General features: G+C 72.0%; 14 protein-coding genes. 4 read left to right on the top strand and 10 right to left on the bottom strand.

The features are described 5' to 3' along the window. Window positions 1–375: 375 nt before the first annotated feature. Genes ispG through ispH form a run of 4 tightly spaced genes read right to left on the bottom strand, consistent with a single transcriptional unit; the run spans window position 376 to window position 5417 of the window. Entirely contained in the window at window positions 376–1545 is a 1170-nt protein-coding gene (ispG, locus tag ACIHCM_RS12475) for a flavodoxin-dependent (E)-4-hydroxy-3-methylbut-2-enyl-diphosphate synthase (RefSeq protein WP_399893305.1), read from the bottom strand. Next, complete coding sequence (locus ACIHCM_RS12470; protein WP_399893302.1) at window positions 1542–3389, bottom strand: 1-deoxy-D-xylulose-5-phosphate synthase; 1848 nt, start codon at window positions 3387–3389, stop codon at window positions 1542–1544. Before ACIHCM_RS12470 ends, ispG begins: the two co-directional genes overlap by 4 nt. 4 nt (window positions 3390–3393) lie before the next feature. Further along, the gene (locus ACIHCM_RS12465) at window positions 3394–4437 is read right to left on the bottom strand and encodes a polyprenyl synthetase family protein (protein WP_399893299.1); all 1044 of its coding nucleotides are present in this window, start codon (window positions 4435–4437) and stop codon (window positions 3394–3396) included. Window positions 4438–4466: 29 nt separating this feature from the next. Then, a complete protein-coding gene (ispH, locus tag ACIHCM_RS12460; RefSeq protein ID WP_399893296.1) occupies window positions 4467–5417 on the bottom strand; it encodes a 4-hydroxy-3-methylbut-2-enyl diphosphate reductase in 951 nt (316 codons plus the stop codon). 291 nt (window positions 5418–5708) lie between these two features. Here ispH and ACIHCM_RS12455 point away from each other — a divergent pair, with 291 nt between their 5' ends. Both ACIHCM_RS12455 and ACIHCM_RS12450 read left to right on the top strand, forming a co-directional pair. Continuing rightward, window positions 5709–6878, top strand: a complete 1170-nt coding sequence (locus ACIHCM_RS12455) for an IS701 family transposase (RefSeq protein WP_399893293.1) — start codon at window positions 5709–5711, stop codon at window positions 6876–6878. A 16-nt stretch (window positions 6879–6894) separates the two neighbouring features. Beyond that, complete coding sequence (locus ACIHCM_RS12450; protein ID WP_399893290.1) at window positions 6895–8058, top strand: 3-deoxy-7-phosphoheptulonate synthase; 1164 nt, start codon at window positions 6895–6897, stop codon at window positions 8056–8058. 24 nt (window positions 8059–8082) lie between these two features. On the opposite strand, the gene ACIHCM_RS12445 is transcribed toward ACIHCM_RS12450, so the two are convergent. Beyond that, window positions 8083–8547, bottom strand: a complete 465-nt coding sequence (locus ACIHCM_RS12445) for a GNAT family N-acetyltransferase (RefSeq protein ID WP_399893287.1) — start codon at window positions 8545–8547, stop codon at window positions 8083–8085. Continuing rightward, window positions 8544–10112 carry a carboxylesterase/lipase family protein gene (locus tag ACIHCM_RS12440; RefSeq protein ID WP_399893284.1) on the bottom strand — a complete coding sequence of 523 codons (1569 nt, stop codon included), beginning with the start codon at window positions 10110–10112 and terminating at the stop codon, window positions 8544–8546. Before ACIHCM_RS12440 ends, ACIHCM_RS12445 begins: the two co-directional genes overlap by 4 nt. Window positions 10113–10354: 242 nt before the next feature. Between ACIHCM_RS12440 and ACIHCM_RS12435 the strand changes: the two genes are divergently transcribed. Then, on the top strand, window positions 10355–11356 hold the full coding sequence (locus tag ACIHCM_RS12435) for an NADPH:quinone reductase (RefSeq protein ID WP_399893281.1): 1002 nt from the start codon (window positions 10355–10357) through the stop codon (window positions 11354–11356). Further along, window positions 11353–11922, top strand: coding sequence for an SRPBCC family protein (locus tag ACIHCM_RS12430; RefSeq protein WP_399893278.1), 570 nt, complete (start codon window positions 11353–11355; stop codon window positions 11920–11922). Before ACIHCM_RS12435 ends, ACIHCM_RS12430 begins: the two co-directional genes overlap by 4 nt. Before the next feature lie 72 nt (window positions 11923–11994). Here the strand turns inward: ACIHCM_RS12430 and ACIHCM_RS12425 are convergent, their stop codons facing one another. The 4 genes from ACIHCM_RS12425 to ACIHCM_RS12410 are packed head-to-tail and all read right to left on the bottom strand — an operon-like array spanning window position 11995 to window position 16805. Then, window positions 11995–12966 (bottom strand): glutathione S-transferase family protein, encoded by a 972-nt coding sequence (locus ACIHCM_RS12425; protein ID WP_399893275.1) that lies wholly within the window; start codon window positions 12964–12966, stop codon window positions 11995–11997. 35 nt (window positions 12967–13001) lie between these two features. After that, window positions 13002–13601 carry a flavodoxin family protein gene (locus ACIHCM_RS12420; RefSeq protein ID WP_399893272.1) on the bottom strand — a complete coding sequence of 200 codons (600 nt, stop codon included), beginning with the start codon at window positions 13599–13601 and terminating at the stop codon, window positions 13002–13004. A 40-nt stretch (window positions 13602–13641) separates the two neighbouring features. Beyond that, window positions 13642–15234: an FAD-dependent monooxygenase gene (locus ACIHCM_RS12415; RefSeq protein WP_399893269.1), complete on the bottom strand. Its 1593-nt coding sequence runs from the start codon at window positions 15232–15234 to the stop codon at window positions 13642–13644. Then, window positions 15231–16805 (bottom strand): AMP-binding protein, encoded by a 1575-nt coding sequence (locus ACIHCM_RS12410; RefSeq protein ID WP_399893266.1) that lies wholly within the window; start codon window positions 16803–16805, stop codon window positions 15231–15233. The genes ACIHCM_RS12415 and ACIHCM_RS12410 overlap by 4 nt, the downstream gene beginning before the upstream one ends. Window positions 16806–16815 lie beyond the last annotated feature (10 nt).

Raw genomic sequence — 16815 nt, 5'->3', positions numbered from 1 at the left:
CCCGTTCCGCCCCGATCGGGACACTGCCACGGTAGTTCAATCAAGCATCTGAGCGAATTGATCCAGCCAGCGCGGTGGTCACCGGCACGCCCTCATCGAGGAAGCCGCTCTCCCCTCAACCGCGGCCCGACCCCGGTGGACCTGCGCCTCCGACGCCGTACGGCGCTCCTCCCGCCCCGGGGCGCGAGGCCGGTCCGGCGAACCCGGCAGGGCTGGATGGCGCAAAACCTGCCCGTTCGGCCGCTGAGAATGTCAACTCCGCCGGGGCGGGGACGCTCACCGCCGTGCGCCGGCGTGCCGTTTCTCGCTCCACACGGCACGACGGCCCGCGGGTAGCCCGCGGACCGTCGTGCGACAGAGAGAAAGGCGTGGAGTTCAGGACGGCGTGACGATCACCGGACCCGACTCGTCCACGGACTCGCCACGCTCCTCGGCGATGCGCAGGGCCTCCTCCACCAGCGTCTCCACGATGAGCGCCTCCGGTACGGTCTTGATCACCTCACCCTTCACGAAGATCTGTCCCTTGCCGTTGCCGGACGCCACGCCGAGGTCGGCCTCCCGCGCCTCACCGGGACCGTTCACCACACAGCCCATGACGGCGACCCGCAGCGCCGCGGGGAAGCCCTCCAGCGCGGCGGAGACCTTCTCCGCCAGGGTGTGCACGTCCACCTGGGCCCGGCCGCAGGAGGGGCAGGAGACGATGTCCAGGCCGCGCTCGCGCAGGGCCAGCGCCTCCAGGATCTGCGTACCGACCTTGACCTCCTCCACCGGCGGCGCCGACAGCGAGACCCGGATGGTGTCCCCGATCCCCTCGGACAGCAGCGCCCCGAACGCCGCGGCGGACTTCACCGTGCCCTGGAAGGCCGGGCCGGCCTCGGTCACGCCGAGATGCAGCGGATAGTCGCAGCGCTGCGCGAGCAGCCGGTACGCGGCGATCATCACCACGGGGTCGTTGTGCTTCACCGAGATCTTGATGTCGCGGAAGCCGTGCTCCTCGAACAGGGAGCACTCCCACAGCGCCGACTCGACCAGCGCCTCCGGCGTCGCCCTGCCGTACTTCTCCAGCAGGCGCCGGTCCAGCGACCCGGCGTTGACGCCGATCCGGATCGGAATCCCCGCGTTCGCCGCCTCCTTGGCGATCTCCCCGACCTTGTCGTCGAACTTCTTGATGTTGCCCGGGTTGACGCGGACGGCGGCGCAGCCCGCGTCGATGGCCGCGAACACGTACTTGGGCTGGAAGTGGATGTCGGCGATGACGGGGATCGGCGACTTCCTCGCGATGGTGGGCAGTGCCTGCACGTCGTCGGCCGAGGGGACCGCGACCCGGACGATCTGGCAGCCGGCCGCGTTCAGTTCGGCGATCTGCTGCAGGGTGGAGTTGATGTCCGCGGTCAGGGTCGTCGTCATCGACTGCACCGACACCGGTGCGTCCCCGCCCACCGGTACCGCGCCCACCATGATCTGGCGGGATTTGCGCCGCTGGGCCAGCGGCGGCAGCGCCGCCTCCGGCCGCACCGTGGGTATTCCGAGACCAACCGTCGTCACCGTGTCTCCCCTCCCCGATCCCTGTTGATGAAGCGGGATATCTCCTGCTCGAAGTCGGTCGCCTCGTCGCCGATCCGGTCCTCCACCGGATCGCTGATCTCCTCGACCACGGCCCTCGCGATGTCCTGCGCGGTCAGGCCGCAGCCGGACAGCACCTCGGTACGGCTGCCGTGCTGGAGGAACCGCCGCGGAATGCCGAACTCGCGCAGCGGCGTGCGCAGCCCTTCGTCGCGCAGGAACTGTGCGACGGTGGAACCGACGCCACCGGTACGGCTGTTGTCCTCGACCGTGATGGCGAGGCGGTGCCTGCGCGCCATGTCGGCGAGCGTCGGGTTGACCGGCGTCACCCAGCGCGGGTCGACCACCGTCGCGCCGATGCCCTGCGCCCACAGCACCTCGGCCACCTGCAAAGCCACCCGGGCCAGTGCGCCCACCGACACGATCAGCACGTCGAGCGGCCCGGCCCGGTGCAGTACGTCGGTGCCGGCGAACGTCATCTTCGCGGGTATGTCCTCGCCCGTCGGTCCCTTGGGGAACCGCACGAGGGTCGGCCCCTCCGTCCACTCGACGGCCTCCTCCAGCAGCTCCGCCAGCCGGGCGCCGTCCCGTGGGGCGGCGATCCGCAGGCCTGGCACCACCTGCAGGACCGACATGTCCCACATGCCGTTGTGGCTGGGGCCGTCGTCACCGGTGACGCCGGAGCGGTCGAGGACGAAGGTCACGGCCCTGCGGTGCAGCGCCACGTCCATCAGCAACTGGTCGAACGCGCGGTTGACGAAGGTGGAGTAGATGGCGACGACCGGGTGCACGCCGCCGAGCGACATGCCGGCGGCCATGGTGACCGCGTGCTGTTCGGCGATGCCCACGTCGACGACCCGCTTCGGGAAGCGCGCCTGCATCGGCAGCAGTCCCGTCGGCTCCAGCATGGCCGCGGTGACCGCCACGACGTCCGGACGGCGCTCGGCGATACGCACGAGTTCGCGCCCGAACACGGAGGTGAACGACGGCCCGGCGGAGCTCTTCAGCGGCCGGCCGGTCTCGGGGTCCATCGGCTTGATGGCGTGCCCCCGGTCCAGCTCGTTCTGTTCCGTGAGCGCGAAGCCGCGGCCCTTCTCGGTCACCGTGTGCACGACCACGGGCCTGCGCAGCTCCCGTGCACGGCGCAGGACGTCCTGGAGCGCGGCCACGTCGTGGCCGTCGACCGGCCCCAGGTACGCCAGCCCCAGTTGCTCGAACAGGCCGGGCCCCGGCTGCCCGGCGCGCAGCTCCCCCAGGTGATCGGCGAACCCGCCCTGGGTGAGCGCGTAGGAGCGCTGGTTGTCGTTGAGCACGATGACCAGCGGGCGGTCCGGGCCGCCCGCGATGTTGTTCAGTGCCTCCCATGCCATGCCGCCGGTCATGGCGCCGTCACCGATGACGGCGACCACGGCACGGTCGGTGCGGCCCTGATGCGCGTCGGCGCGCGCCAGGCCGTCGGCGTACGACAGCGCCGTGGAGGCGTGCGAGTTCTCCACCAGGTCGTGCTCGGACTCGGCCGGGTTCGGGTATCCCGACAGGCCGCCTTCCTGGCGCAGCCGGTCGAACGCGGCCGCCCGCCCGGTGACGATCTTGTGGACGTACGACTGGTGGCCCGTGTCCCACAGCAGCCGGTCGCGGGGCGAGTCGAAGACGCTGTGCAGGGCGAGGGTCAGCTCCACGACGCCCAGGTTGGGGCCGAGGTGCCCGCCGCTCACGCAGACCCGGTCGACGAGGAAGGCACGGATCTCCGCGGCCAGGGTGTCCAGTTCCTCCGGGCTCATCCCCCGTAGGTCTTCCGGCCCGTGCAGGCTCTCCAGCAATGACATGCGATCACCGGTTCCGATAGGCGACTTCGAGGGCCATCTCGCTCAGCTCGTCGCGCCACACCGGTTCGATCGCAGCCTGGTCGAGGGCCGCGCCGGCGCGTTCCACGAGTGCGTCGATGCGCTCTTCGATACGGGTCTTGCTCTCGCCGAGCAGGCCGAGCAGCGCGGCGGTGTCCCATTCGCGGCGGTTGACCAGACGGCGCACCTGCTGGTCGCGCTCCGCGGCCTCGGCCAGCAGCAGCGTCATCTTGTGCTGTTCCAGGTCCAGTCCGACCGGCTTGCCGGCCACCGTGCTGTCGCCGAACGCGCCGATGAGGTCGTCGCGCAGCTGGAAGGCGAGCCCGAGGCACTCGCCGTACTCCTCGAAGGCGGGCGTCAGGTCGGGCCGTCCGGCGAGCGCGGCCCCCAGGAGCAGGGGGCGCGTGATGCTGTAGCGCCCGGACTTGCAGATCGCGATCCACCGGGACAGCTCGGGCGCGATCACGCCCTCGGCGGCCACGGCGACGTCCAGGTGCTGGCCGATCTGGATCTCGGTGACCATCTCGCCCCACACATCACGGGCAGCCGGCGGCAGATCACGGGTGAGGCGGTCGGCGTACAGCATGGCCAGGACCCCGGAGATCAGCGCCACGCCCTCGCCGTAGCGGCGCGACTCGCCCCGCCAGCCGCGCTCCGCGTGGACGGTGGCGTGCCGGACGTGCGCGGTGGGGGCGCCGCGCCGGACGTCGGACGCGTCGAGCACGTCGTCGTGCAGGAGCGCACCGGTGTGGATCAGTTCGATGCCGGAAGCGGCGTCCGCCACCATCGGGTCCCCTGGGTCACCTCCCCCGGCCAGGTACCCGGTCACGCAGAAGGCGGGGCGCAGCCGCTTGCCGCCCGCGTCGACCAGGGAGGTCACCGTGTCCACGGGTACCGCGCCCCGTGCGTCCACACCGCTCCAGCGCGCCCGTTCGTCCGCGAGGAGTTCCCCCAGACGTCGCTCGGCCCTGCGCAGCACCTCGGAGCGGGCGCTTCGCACCTCGAGCCGGTCTGTCACCGCGGTCGTCATCAATTGCTCCCTCTCTCCTGTCCGGCCGGTCAGCCGGCCTTGGCCGTTTCGATGAGGTGCGTCGGTGGATGAAAGACCACGTCCTCCTGCGCCACCTGTTCGATCTCGATATCGCGGTATCCGAAATCCGCAAGCCTTTCCAGAACTTGGTCCACGAGGATCTCGGGGGCGCTTGCCCCGGCGCTCAGGCCGATCACCGAAACCCCGTCGAGCCAGTTCTCGTCGAATTCGGTGACATCCGGCACCAGATAGGCGGGGATCCCGAACCGCTGCGCCACCTCGACCATCCGAAGTGAATTGCTGGAGTTACGGGATCCGACCACCAGCACCAGGTCGGACCGCGGCGCGACCTCCTTGACGGCGTCCTGCCGGTTCTGGCTCGCGAAACAGATGTCGTCGGTGCCGGGGCCCCGCAGGTCCGTGAAGCGGCGGCGCAGCACCTCGATGATGTCCCGGGTCTCGTCCACCGACAGGGTCGTCTGCGTGAGGTAGGCCACCGGTGCGTCGGACGGCAGGTCGAGAGCCTCCGCGTCCTGAACCGTCTCCACGATCACCGTCCGGTCGGGCGCGTGCCCGAAGGTGCCCTCGACCTCCTCGTGCCCGGCGTGCCCGACCAGCAGCAGCGTGCGCTCCTCCCGGGCGAACCGCTTGGCCTCCTGGTGCACCTTGGAGACCAGCGGGCAGGTCGCGTCGATCACGTCGAGCCGGCGCGCCTGCGCGTTGCGCCGCACCTCGGGTGAGACACCGTGCGCGGAGAAGACGCACACCGCGCCTTCGGGCACCTCCTCCTCGGAGTCCACGAACCGCACACCGCGCTGCTCCAGCTGGCGGACCACGTAGTGGTTGTGCACGATTTCCTTGCGCACGTAGAGCGGGGTGCCATGGCGTTCCAGGGCGAGCTCGATAATCGATATGGCACGCCGCACACCGGCGCAGAAACTGCGCGGTTCAGCGAGGATGACCTTCTTCTTGCGTCCCATTTTCACCCGTCTCCGCTGCGTTGTTCAACTCCCGCCCACGACTGTGCTGTTCAGATGCGCCACCGGTCAACCACATGACTCCGCTCGGGCTCGAAACAGTCATGTACAGCGGGCGTCCCAACCGCTGAACCTTGCTAGGCCCTTGTCATTCATCAGGGCGACCTCCGATTCCTAGTGTGGAGCGGACAGCACGGCGTGAATTGATCGGCCCGCACCGCGCCTATTCGACGGGATTCCACGGCGCGAATCGAGTGGACCGCACGGCGTGAAACAAAACCACCGAGGAGTCACATGAGTGCTGCGCTCATTCAGCCCGAAGGGGTGCTCGGGGATGCGCTCGAGGACCTGTGCACGGAGCTCTTCGCGACACTGCGCCGCAGCGATCAGAGGCGTCGCGGCATGGACTACATCCAGGGGCTGCTCTCCACCCGCGGCCGTAAGTCGATCCGGAACATGGCGGCCCTGAAGGGCAGCAGCACCGGCCAGAGCCTGCACCACTTCATCTGCAGCTCCACCTGGGACTGGATCCCGGTACGCCGGGCCCTGGCCGAGTATCTGGTCCGCCTCGCGCCGCCGCAGGCCCATGTCGTGCGCCTCCTGACGATCCCCAAGGTCGGGCGCCACTCGGTCGGTGTCAGCCGGTACTTCTCGGTCGACGAGGGCCAGGCGCTCAACGCCCAGCGCGCGGTCGGGGTCTGGGGCGTCTCGGACACCGTGACGGCCCCGCTCAACTGGCGCCTGTATCTGCCCCAGGTCTGGATCAAGGACGGCCTGCGCCGCAACCAGGCCTCCATCCCGTACGAGGCCGAACCCGAGACGCTCGGCGACTGCGCCCTGACGGCCTGCCGGGAGAGCCTGGCCGCCTGGGGGCTGCCGCCTCAGCCGGTGGTGGTCGACATCGAGGAGTCCGACCCCGTCGCCACGGTCCGCGGCCTGCGTGCCCTGGGGTTCCCCGCCCTCGCCAGGGTGCACGGCGAACTGCCGCTCACGGTGCACGATCCCGCACTGACCGGGCACGGCTCGCACCAGCTGACCGCTCCGGAGATCATGCAGGCGGCGCGGGCCCAGTTCCGTCCCATGGCCCGCTTCGAGACCGTCTCGGGGTCGCTGCCGGCGGTGCGCAGGACCGCCCTGGTCGCCGCGGTCGGGGTGCGCGAACCGGGGGCGGGGCCGGGCGGGGCACCGCTTTCGCTGGTCGGCGTCGGCGGACCCGGCCGTCGCGGGCCGGCCGAACTGTGGCTGACCGACCATCCGCAACCGGCCGCCGCGGTCCTCCGCTTCAGCGACTGCGCCCGGCGCGTCGACCGGGACTTCGACGAGGTGACCTCCCAGGTCGGCATCCGCGACTACGTGGGCCGGTCCTACAGCGGCTGGCACCGGCACACCACTCTCGCCTCGGCCGCGCACACCGTTTCCGTACTCGCCGCGGCCGCCGCCTCCCAGGCGCGGCAGGCCTCTTGACGCACTGGAGGACGCAGTGGACCGCGACCTGTCGGACATCCGATCGCATCCGGCGCGTCAGCAGCCGGACTGGGAGAACGACCCGCGCCTGGCGAAGGTGCGCGACGAACTGGCCGCCCGGCCTGCCCTCGTCGGCATGCGGGAGGTACTGCGCCTGCGCGCGGCACTGGCCCGGGTGGCCTCCGGGGACGCTCACGTGGTCGTGGCCGGCGACTGCGCGGAGGACCCGGCGGAGTGCACGAGCGGCGACGTCGCCCGCAAGGCGGGCCTCCTCGACGTGCTCGCGGGAACCCTGAGGATGGTGACCCACAGGCCGGTGATCCGTGTCGGCCGGATCGCGGGCCAGTTCGCCAAGCCGCGCTCCGGGCCGACGGAGCGCATCGGCGGCAGGGAACTGCCGGTCTTCCGGGGCCACCTGGTCAACGGACCCGAGCCCGACGCCCGTGTGCCCGACCCCACCCGCATGCTGACCGGGTACGACGCGGCGGCCGCGGCCATGGAGCACCTGCGGGCCGGCGGGCCGGACGGCGCGGGCCTCGACGCGCCGATGTGGACCAGCCACGAGGCGCTGCTCCTCGACTACGAGATCCCCCTGGTACGGCGGGACGGGCGGGGCCGCCACCTGCTGGGCTCGACCCACTGGCCGTGGATCGGTGAGCGCACCCGCCAGCCGGACGGTGCGCATGTCGCCCTGCTCGCCACGGTGGTCAACCCCGTGGCCTGCAAGGTCGGCCCCGGTTGCACGGAGGCGGAACTGCTGGACCTGTGCGCCCGCCTGGACCCGCACCGCGAGCCCGGACGGCTCACCCTGGTGGCGCGGATGGGGGCGGGCGCGGTCGCGCAGCGGCTGCCCCGCCTGGTGGAGGCCGTGCGGAAGGCGGGCCATCCGGTCTGCTGGCTGACCGACCCGATGCACGGCAACACCGTCCTCACACCGGACGGGCTCAAGACCCGCTTCGTGGAGACCATGGTGGCGGAGATCCAGCAGTTCCAGGAGTCGGTGCGCGCCGTGGGCGGGGTGGCCGGCGGGCTGCATCTGGAGACCACCCCGGACGCGGTCACCGAGTGCGTGCTCAACGGCACGTTCGTCGACGGGGTGGCCAAGAAGTACACGAGCCTGTGCGACCCGCGACTCAATCCCGAGCAGGCGACGGCGGTCACGGCGGCGTGGCGGGGGTGACGCACCCGGCCTGGAACGGCCCCGTCAGCGCAGGTCGTCGAGTCTGAAGTGGAACGCCGCGACGCGCATCCGGCGCGCGTGGTAGAAGCGGTGCGCGGCGTGGTTGGTGACGCCCGAGTCGAGTTCGACGGCGGCACAGCCGGCGGCGCGGGCCCGCTCGACGAGGACGTCGTACAGGTGGGCCCCGATGCCGGTGGACCTGCGGGCGGTGTCGGTGACCAGGTCCTCGACGAGGAGGATCCTGCCCCGGCTGGTGGCCAGGGTGCGGTGGGTCGCCACGGCCACGCACCCGCCGTCGGCGGCGTACGCGGCGGTGAACACCAGCCCCTGCGCGTGCGCCTCGGCGGCGAACCGGTCGAAGGCGTCCGCGGTCAGCCCGGGGCGCAGCGTGCGGATGAGCGGGCCGACATCGGCCCGCATACGGCGGGTGCCGGGTGCGATGTCCAGGGTGCGCGGCCGGTCACCGGCAGGGGGCGCGCCGCCCGTCACGGCCGCGGCATCCAGGGGACGCCGTCCCAGAAGGCCAGCTGACCGTACTTGCCCGTCATGGCGGTCTCGGCGATGCGCGCCCCTCCCAGGACGAGGGTGCTCGGCCGGTCCGGGGCGAAGGCCGGCCACGCCGGCAGGCCTGGTGCCTCGGGCCGCGAGGTCCACGCGAAGCGCGCCACGACGTCCATGAACGCTTCCGCCACCCGCCGCTCGACGGGGCCGTCGCCGAACTTCGCGACGTGCTGCGGCAGCCCGTGGGTGCCGAAGAGGAACTTCGCGTCCGAGGTGTGGGGCGTGCCGAAGTAGGGCGGCCGCACCGGGTGGCTGAACTCCATCGCGTACAGCGGCGTCCGGCCGAGGCGGGCGTGCCGTTCGGCGAGCCGCACGATGCCGTGCCGGAACAGCACGTCGCCCCAGACCTCCGTCCACACCGACAGCGGGTCGTGTGCGCGGCGGTCGGCGTGAGCGGCCTCGCGGTACGCCTCGACGCACGCGCGCGCAAGGCCGTCCGGACCGCCGACCGTCTCCTCCCCCGCGGTGTACAGCAGGACTTCGCGGACCGCGTGGCGCAGCGACGCCTCGTCGTCCGGGGCGGGGGCGGGCTGCGGCGAGCCCGGCCCGGTGTAGAAGGAGCCTTCGGTGCGGGTGTGCACCGAGAGCACCGGCACCTGCGGGGTGGGCAGTTCGTGGTCGAAGCCGCGCATCCACCGGCCGTCGAGGACCGGTCCCCGGTACCAGCGTCCGGTCCTGACGGGGCGGTCCGCGGGCCGGCCGGCGAAGAAGCCGGCGCCGGCGTCCCGCAGCGCCGCGGCCGGTACCGCGCGCAGGCCCGGCACGGTGGTGCCCAGGCGGCGCGCCAGGATGCCGTACACGCGACGCGCGTCCTCGGGGGACTGCGATGTGGTCGGGGCCGTCACATGGCAGGCGCTGATGGGGATGATCCGGCGGATCGTGTCCCGCAGCCCGGGCAGCAGCGAGAGCTGCCAGGCCGAGGCCCCGCCCGCAGACGTCCCGCACACGGTGATGTTGTCCGGGTCTCCCCCGAAGGCCGCGGCGTTCTCCCGCACCCAGTGCAGCAGGGCGATCTGGTCCTGGAGTCCCCAGTTGGCGCACGAGCCGGTGCGTTCGTCCCAGAACGCCTCGTGCAGACCGAACCCGAACGGGCCGAGGCGGTAGTTGAAGGTCACGACGACCAGGTCGCCTCGGGCGGCGAGCCGTGACCCGTCGTAGGTGGGGTCGCCGCCCGAGCCCTTCTGCCAGCCTCCGCCGTGGATGTAGACCAGCACCGGGCGACGGCCTTCCACGGCGGGTGTCCACACGTTGGCGTAGAGGCAGTCCTCGGAGCCGCCCGGGTCGGCCGGCTGGCAGGCCGCCGGTGCGGGGCGGATCGCGTCGCGGACCCCGGTGAAGGGCCGCGGCGGACGCGGGGAGGCGAACCGCAGGGCTCCCACGGGCGGTTCGGCGTAGGGGACGCCCCGGAACGCGGTGACCTCGCCGAGCCGTTGCCCGGCGAGGACACCCGTGGCGATACGCGTGTGGACCCGGCCGGGCTCCGTGGCACTCACGCCGTTGCGCCTCCTGTCTCCGTTTCCAGGGCCGGCGCCGGGCGGGACGGTGGTCGCGAGGGGGGTCATACGCGGGTACTCCCTGAGGGTCGGCGGTTCGCCGCCCCATGCTGAGCCCCGGCGGGTGTGCCACCAACGCCGCCCGCCGTGATCCGTCAAGTCCCGCGGCGTGCCGCCCAGGACCTGACAGAAAGGGCGTTCGGCGTTGGCGGGCGTCCTCGGCGGTGTGTCGTCCTTGGCCCATGCGTGCTGCCTATGTCGAGGAGCTCGGCCCCCCGGAGCGGATCCGGTTCGGTGAGTTCCCCACTCCCGAGCCCGGTCCCACCGACGTCCTGGTCGACGTCATCGCGACCACGGTCAACCCCGTGGACACCTTCGTCCGCAAGGGAGTGTTCCCCACTGCCCTTCCGTTCCCGTTCGTCGTCGGCCGGGACATGGTCGGCAGGGTCGTCAGGGCCGGTCCCGGCGCACCCGGCTTCGGCGTGGACGACCTGGTGTGGACCAACAGCCTGGGTCACGAGGGCCGGCAGGGTGCGGCGGCCGAGCGGGTGGTGGTGGCCGCGGACCGCCTCTACCGCCTCCCCCAGGGCGTCGACCCCGTGGACGCGGTCGCCGTAGCACACCCCGCGGGCACGGCGCACCTCGCGCTGTTCACCCACGGCCAGGTCCGGCCGGGCGAGACGGTCTTCGTGGGAGGCGCGGCCGGCAACGTCGGAAGTGCCCTCGTCACCATGGCCGTCGACGCCGGGGCCCGGGTCATCGCGTCGTGCGGTCCGCGCGACGCGGAGTACTGCCGGACCCTGGGCGCGGCGGAGGTCGTCGACTACCACGAGCCCGACCTCGCGGCCACGGTCGCACGGCGCGCCGGGCGCGGGGTCGATCTGCACATCGACACCTTCGGCGACCACGACCTGGACGCCGCGGTCGAAATGCTGGCGCCACGGGGACGGATCGTGCTGCTCGCCGGGGTGCGGTCCCGGCCACAACTGCCGGCGGGGCCGTTCTTCATGAAGGACGCCTCGGTCCTGGGCTTCGTCATCTCCCACGCCTCCACCGACGAACTGGCGCGGGCGGCGGTCTCCATCAACCGGCTGCTCGCCGAGAAGCGGCTGCGTCCCCGTGCCACGCAGACGCTGCCCCTCAGCGCCACCCGCGAGGCCCATGTCCGCATGGAAAAGGGCGAATTGCACGGCAAACGACTGGTTCTGCTCACGAATACCGAGGAAGAGGAAGCCTCATCATGACCGATCAACCGACTCATCTGGTGGCCGAGGGCCGTTCGGCGATCTTCGAGGTGCGTGCCGAGACAGTGGTCTCCGCGCCGCCGGAGGTGGTGTACGACACCGTCAGCGACCTCGGTCGCAGCGGCGAGTGGAGCCCCGAGTGCAAGGGCGGAACCTGGGTCGAGGGGGAGCCGCGGACGGTGGGTGCCGTCTTCCGCGGCGACAACGTACGCGGCACGGACGTCGTCTCCTGGGCGCCCGTGATCCGTGGTCCGTGGACCACCGAGTCCGAGGTGATCGAGGCCGAGCCCGGGCGGGTGTTCCGCTGGTCGATCCTCACCGGGGACCGGCGACGGCAGGACAGCGTCTGGTCGTTCGAGATCACTCCGGAGGCGGAGGGTGCCAGCCGGGTCGTGCACCACTTCCGGCTCGGCAAGCTCACCGAAGGTCTGGCGAAGATCATCTCCGGCCTGCCGGAGGACCGGCAGCGGCAGTTCGTGACCGAGTGGAACGACAAGCTGGCCGGGGACGTCACCGCGACCCTGGACCGGATCAAGGTCGTCATCGAGAAGGCGGCCGGGAAGTAGAGCCGCTCCTGGCGCACACCGATGCCGTGGCCCCCGCGTCCGACGCCCGGACGCGGGGGCCACGGCACGTCGTCACGCCGGCGTCGCAGGGCGGGCGCCGAGGTCCGCACGGCCGTGCGCGCTGTCCAGCTCCGTCTCGTCGGGGCCGGCCGGCACGATCCGGGTCGGGTTGATGCCCGGCATCCCGTAGTAGTAACTGCGCTTGATGTGGGCGAAGCCGACGGTCTGCGCGAACCCAGGTGTCTGGTAGAGGTCGCGGGTGTACCCCCACAGCGCCGGATAGTCCCTGACGCGCCGGAGGTTGCACTTGAACAGCCCGTGATAGACGGCGTCGAAACGGATCAGGGTGGGCCAGAGCCGGAGGTCGGCCACGGTGACCGTGTCACCGACCAGGTAACGGCGGGTGCTCAGCCGCTCCTCCAGCAGGTCGAGACACCCGAACAGCCGGGACACCGCCTGCTCGTAGCTCTGCTGCGAGGGCGCGAAACCCGCCCGGTAGACACCGTCGTTGAGGTCCGCGTGCATCCGCTCGGAGAGCGCCTCGATCTCGTCGCGCAGGTGTGCCGGGTACAGGTCGGGCGCGCCCGCCCGGTGTTCCCGGCGCCATTGCGTGGCGAAGTCCAGGAGAAGCTGGTCGAAGTCGTTGCTGACGACCTGGCCGGACGGGATGTCCACCAGGGCGGGGACCGTGACACCGCCGGTGTAACCGGGTTCCGTGGCGAGGTAGGCCTCGCGCAGCGCGTGGATGCCGAGGACGGGGTCCACCCCGCCCGGGCTTCCGGTTTCCTCGCTGAACACCCAGTGGTGGTCGCCGCCGATCAGTTCACGGACCGGGTCCGTCTCGGCCAGCTGCACCGCGCCGCCCAGGCCGAGCAGCTGCCGGGCGAGGACCACACGGTGGGACCAGGGGCAGCCGCGGTTGACGACCAGCCGGTAACGGCCGGGTTCCACCGGCCAGCCCTCCGCGCCGTCCGCCCGCACCCGGGCCCTGAAGTGCTGGGGGGCACGGGTGTGTTCGCGCGTGGGGATCTCGTCCGCTCGCAAGGGGTCTCCTCTCCTCGGTGGGTCCGCCCGGCGCGTCAGTGCGCCGCGGCGGAGAGCGCCGGCGTCGCGTTCAGCGCGGCCGCGACGCGGGCGACCCGCGCCCCGAGGTGGAAGGCTGTCCGGGCGTCGGCCCCGGACACCGCCTCGGGGCCGCGGTCGGTGTCCGTCTGGGCGCCGGCGCCGAGGGTGATGCCCAGCCGGTTCAGGTCGTGCACGGAGGCGGTGCTGGCGCTCCAGCCGGGCAGCAGGTCGAGATTGACCCAGTGCATGCCGTGCTGCGCCGCGAAGATCGAGAAGTACTGCAGGGTGTGCAGCTTGTCCCCGCTCATCGAGCCGGAGATGGTGAACCCCGCGGCCACCTTCCCCGTCCAGGCCCGCTTGGCCCAGCGGCCCGACGTCGACTCGGCGAAGACGTGGAACGCCGCGGAGGCGGTGCCGAGGTAGGTGGGGGCGCCGAAGACGATGGCGTCCGCGGCGTCGAGGGTCTGCCACTGCTCGGGCGTGACGGTGTCGACGGGAACCGGCACGGCCGTGGCACCCGCCTCGGTCGCTCCGCCGCCCACCGCCTCGGCGAGCACGGCGGTGTGTCCATGGCCGGAGTGATAGGCGATGGCCACGGTCGTGGCGCTGATCATGAATTCTCCTTCCCGGGGACGGCGTTGCCTCGCGTGCCGGTCACGGCCGGGCGAGCAGCACTTCGTCCAGCTCGGACTCCAGACGGTCCAGGTCTCGTTCGTGTCCGTGGGCGGCGATGTGACCGTCCGGCCGGACCAGGTAGTAGTGGGCCCCCGGACAGGCCCCGTAGGGCGCGAGCTCGCGCCGGTGCAGCGGCAGTACCAGCAGCCGCCTGCGGTGCGCCGCGAGCCGCTCGATCTCCTTCACCCACGGGCCGCGTCCGCCGGGCACGACGGCCACGACGGTCCACCGCGCGGGGTCCGCCGCCGGGCCGCTCATGCCGTACGACAGCGCGAGTTGCCGGGGGAAGACCGATCCGACGCGCAGCCCACCGGGGAACCTGGCGCGCGGCGCGCACCGCAGGCGCCGGGCCGGCAGCTGGGTGTCCCGTACGACTTCGTAGGCGAGCCTGCGGCCCGCGAGGACCGGCGCGTAGAACCGTGTGACGGCGCCGGTGCGGTCGGCCAGCCGGAACAGGGCGTCGCGGGTGACCACCTTCGCCCGGTTCCCCGCCATCCAGGCACGGGTCTGCATGTCCGTGTCGCGCACGATGCGGCGGGTGATGTGGATGCGCTCGGCGCCGTAGTCGCGCAGCAGCGAGGACGGCGAGTCGCCGTGGATCACCGCGGCGAGTTTCCAGGCCAGGTTGTGCGCGTCCTGCAGGCCGTTGTTCATCCCCTGGCCCCCCGCGGGGCTGTGCACGTGCGCCGCGTCGCCCATGAGGAAGATCCGGCCGCGCTGGAAGTCGGTGGCGCGCCGGGCGTGCACCCGGAAGACCGTCTGCCAGACCGGGTCGGTCAGCCTGATGCCTCGCGGGCCCCGCTCGTCGACCAGCTTCTGCATCATCTCGACGCCGACGTCCTGGCCCGCGCTCGGCAGCACACACAGGAAGCGGAACACACCGTCCGGCATGGGCACGATGACGAGCGTGCCCGAGGGGGCCTGGTAGTAGCGGATCTCCCCGGACGGCAGTTCCCCCTCGATGTGCGTGTCGACCAGGGCGAACGCCATCTCGTACGTGCTGCCCTCGAAACCGGTGCCCAGCTGGCCGCGCACCGCGCTGCCCGCTCCGTCGGCGCCGATCAGGAAGGGGACACGGACGCGTTCGACGACGCCGTCCTGGTGTTCGAGGACGGCGGTGACCCCGTCGGTGGCGTCGACGCGCCCGGAGTAGTCGACATCGTCGACGGCGAGCAGCCGCACGCCGCGTTCCGCCTTGCCGCCCAGCGCGTGGAAGCGCTCGGCCAGCAGCCGTTCGGTCTCGTACTGCGGCAGGCTGCGGGCCGCGTACTCGGCGGGGATGGGGAAGGAGGCGAGCGGACGGCGGTCGGAGAAGTAGCTCCACGCGTCGATCTGGACGGACGCCGCGCGCAGGCCGTCCCCCACGCCCAGGTCGTCGAGGATGTCGATGGCCCGGGGCCACAGCGACAGCGCCTTGGGAACCTTCGGCGGCTGCGGATCGCGGTCGATCACGCGGACCGTGACACCGCGGCGCAGCAGTTCGCAGGCGGCGAGCAGCCCGGTGGGCCCGGCGCCCACGACGAGGACGTCCGCATCGGTCCGCGACCGGGCCGTGTCCCTCCCGGCACTCATGCGGCACGCTCCCGCTGCTCGCGGAGCCGGCGGGCGAGTTCGATGCGCTGCACCTTCATGGTCGCGGTGCGCGGCAGTTCGCTGAGCGGCATCTGGACCGGGTCGGCGAGCTGGGGGAAGTCGGCCACCGCGGTGCGCCAGCGTTCCCGGTCCAGCGGCTCGTTGTGCCTGGTGCACACGACGGGCAGCGGCTCCTTGTCGGGACCGGGCACGAGGACGAGTTCGGAGAGCTCCTCCAGGCGTCCGAGGACGGTGTCCTCCACCTCGAGGGTGCTGTCGATGCCGGGGATGACGTCGACCTCGCGGTCCAGGAGGTGGACGCAGCCGAGGGGCGTGCGGTAGCCGACGTCGCCGGTGCGCCACCAGGATCCGTGGCACTCCTTGGCGTAGCGCTCCTCCTCGGCGTAGTAGGTGACCGCGCGCCCCTCGCTCTGCACCTCGATGAGGCCGGGGTTCTTCCTGGTGGGGCGTGTGCCGTCCCGGCCGACGATCCGCACCCGGGTCATGCCGGGGATGGTGAAGCCCAGGCAGCGCCCGTCGGCCTTGTGGACGTTCTTCCTGGTGTACCAGCGGCCCACCAGGGGCCCGCACTCGCTCTGCCCGTAGAACTGGAAGAACAGTGGGTTGTCGCGCCGGGAAGCGCCGAGCAGCTTGCGCATGGTCGGCGGGTGGAGGGCGTCGAACGTGCCGTTGAAGTACTTCACGTTGGACAGCGGGCCACGCGGATCGTCGGCCAGTTCCTCCCACTCCATGAAGGAGTTGGGGTGCGTCTCCAGGAAGCCCGGCCGGGTGCGCGCGAACACGTCGGCGGCGTGCCCGGCGGAGCCGTCGTTCAGGACGACCACCGGCATGCCCTTGGGCAGGGCGACGGCGAGCGCCATGTACATCCGGGAGTGGACGTAGGAGAGGTGGACGGCGTACGTCTCCCGGGTGCGGATGAGGGAGGCGAGACCCGTCTGGGGGCGCAGCCGGCCCTGCAGCGAGCGGGCGGTGTGCACCACCAGCTTGGGCACACCGGTGGTACCGGAGGTGTGGGTCATCAGGGCCGGGTGGTCGGCATGCAGCCGGACCGGTGCGCGGCGTGGGGCGCCCGCGAGGTCCGCGAGGCTGACACCGCGCCGGACCCCCTCACCGACGGTGACGACCTGGCCGGCCAGCTCGTCGAGGGGCAGGCCGGCGAGGTCTCCGCTCAGCTTGTCGTCATCGGTGATCAGGTGCGGGCGCTCGAGCCGGCGCAGGAGCGCGCCGACGGTGGCGCCGTCCAAGGCCGGGGACAGCAGCGCCGGCACCGCGCCGATGCGGGCTGCCGCGCACGCCAGCAGATAGATGTCGAAGTTCTGTGCCTTGTAGAGGGCGACGTGCTCGCTGGGGCGGATGCCGGCCGCCCACAGCCTGGCCGCCAGGTCGTCGACGTGGTCGGCGAGTTCCGCGAGGGTGAAGTGACGCGGGGCCTTCGGCAGGGCGTGCAGGTCGTGGTCGAGGGTGATGGGGGTGTCGGGGTGGTCGGCCGCGGCCTGCTGGGGGACGTTCCCCAGATACAGGCCGCGGCGAGGAGCCGGGGTGCGGAACATCGCTGACGTC

Source organism: Streptomyces sp. NPDC052023, from assembly GCF_044548465.1.
Lineage (GTDB): Bacteria > Actinomycetota > Actinomycetes > Streptomycetales > Streptomycetaceae > Streptomyces.
The sequence above is the reverse complement of the archived record's forward strand: the minus strand, read 5'-3'. Positions and strand labels throughout refer to the sequence as shown.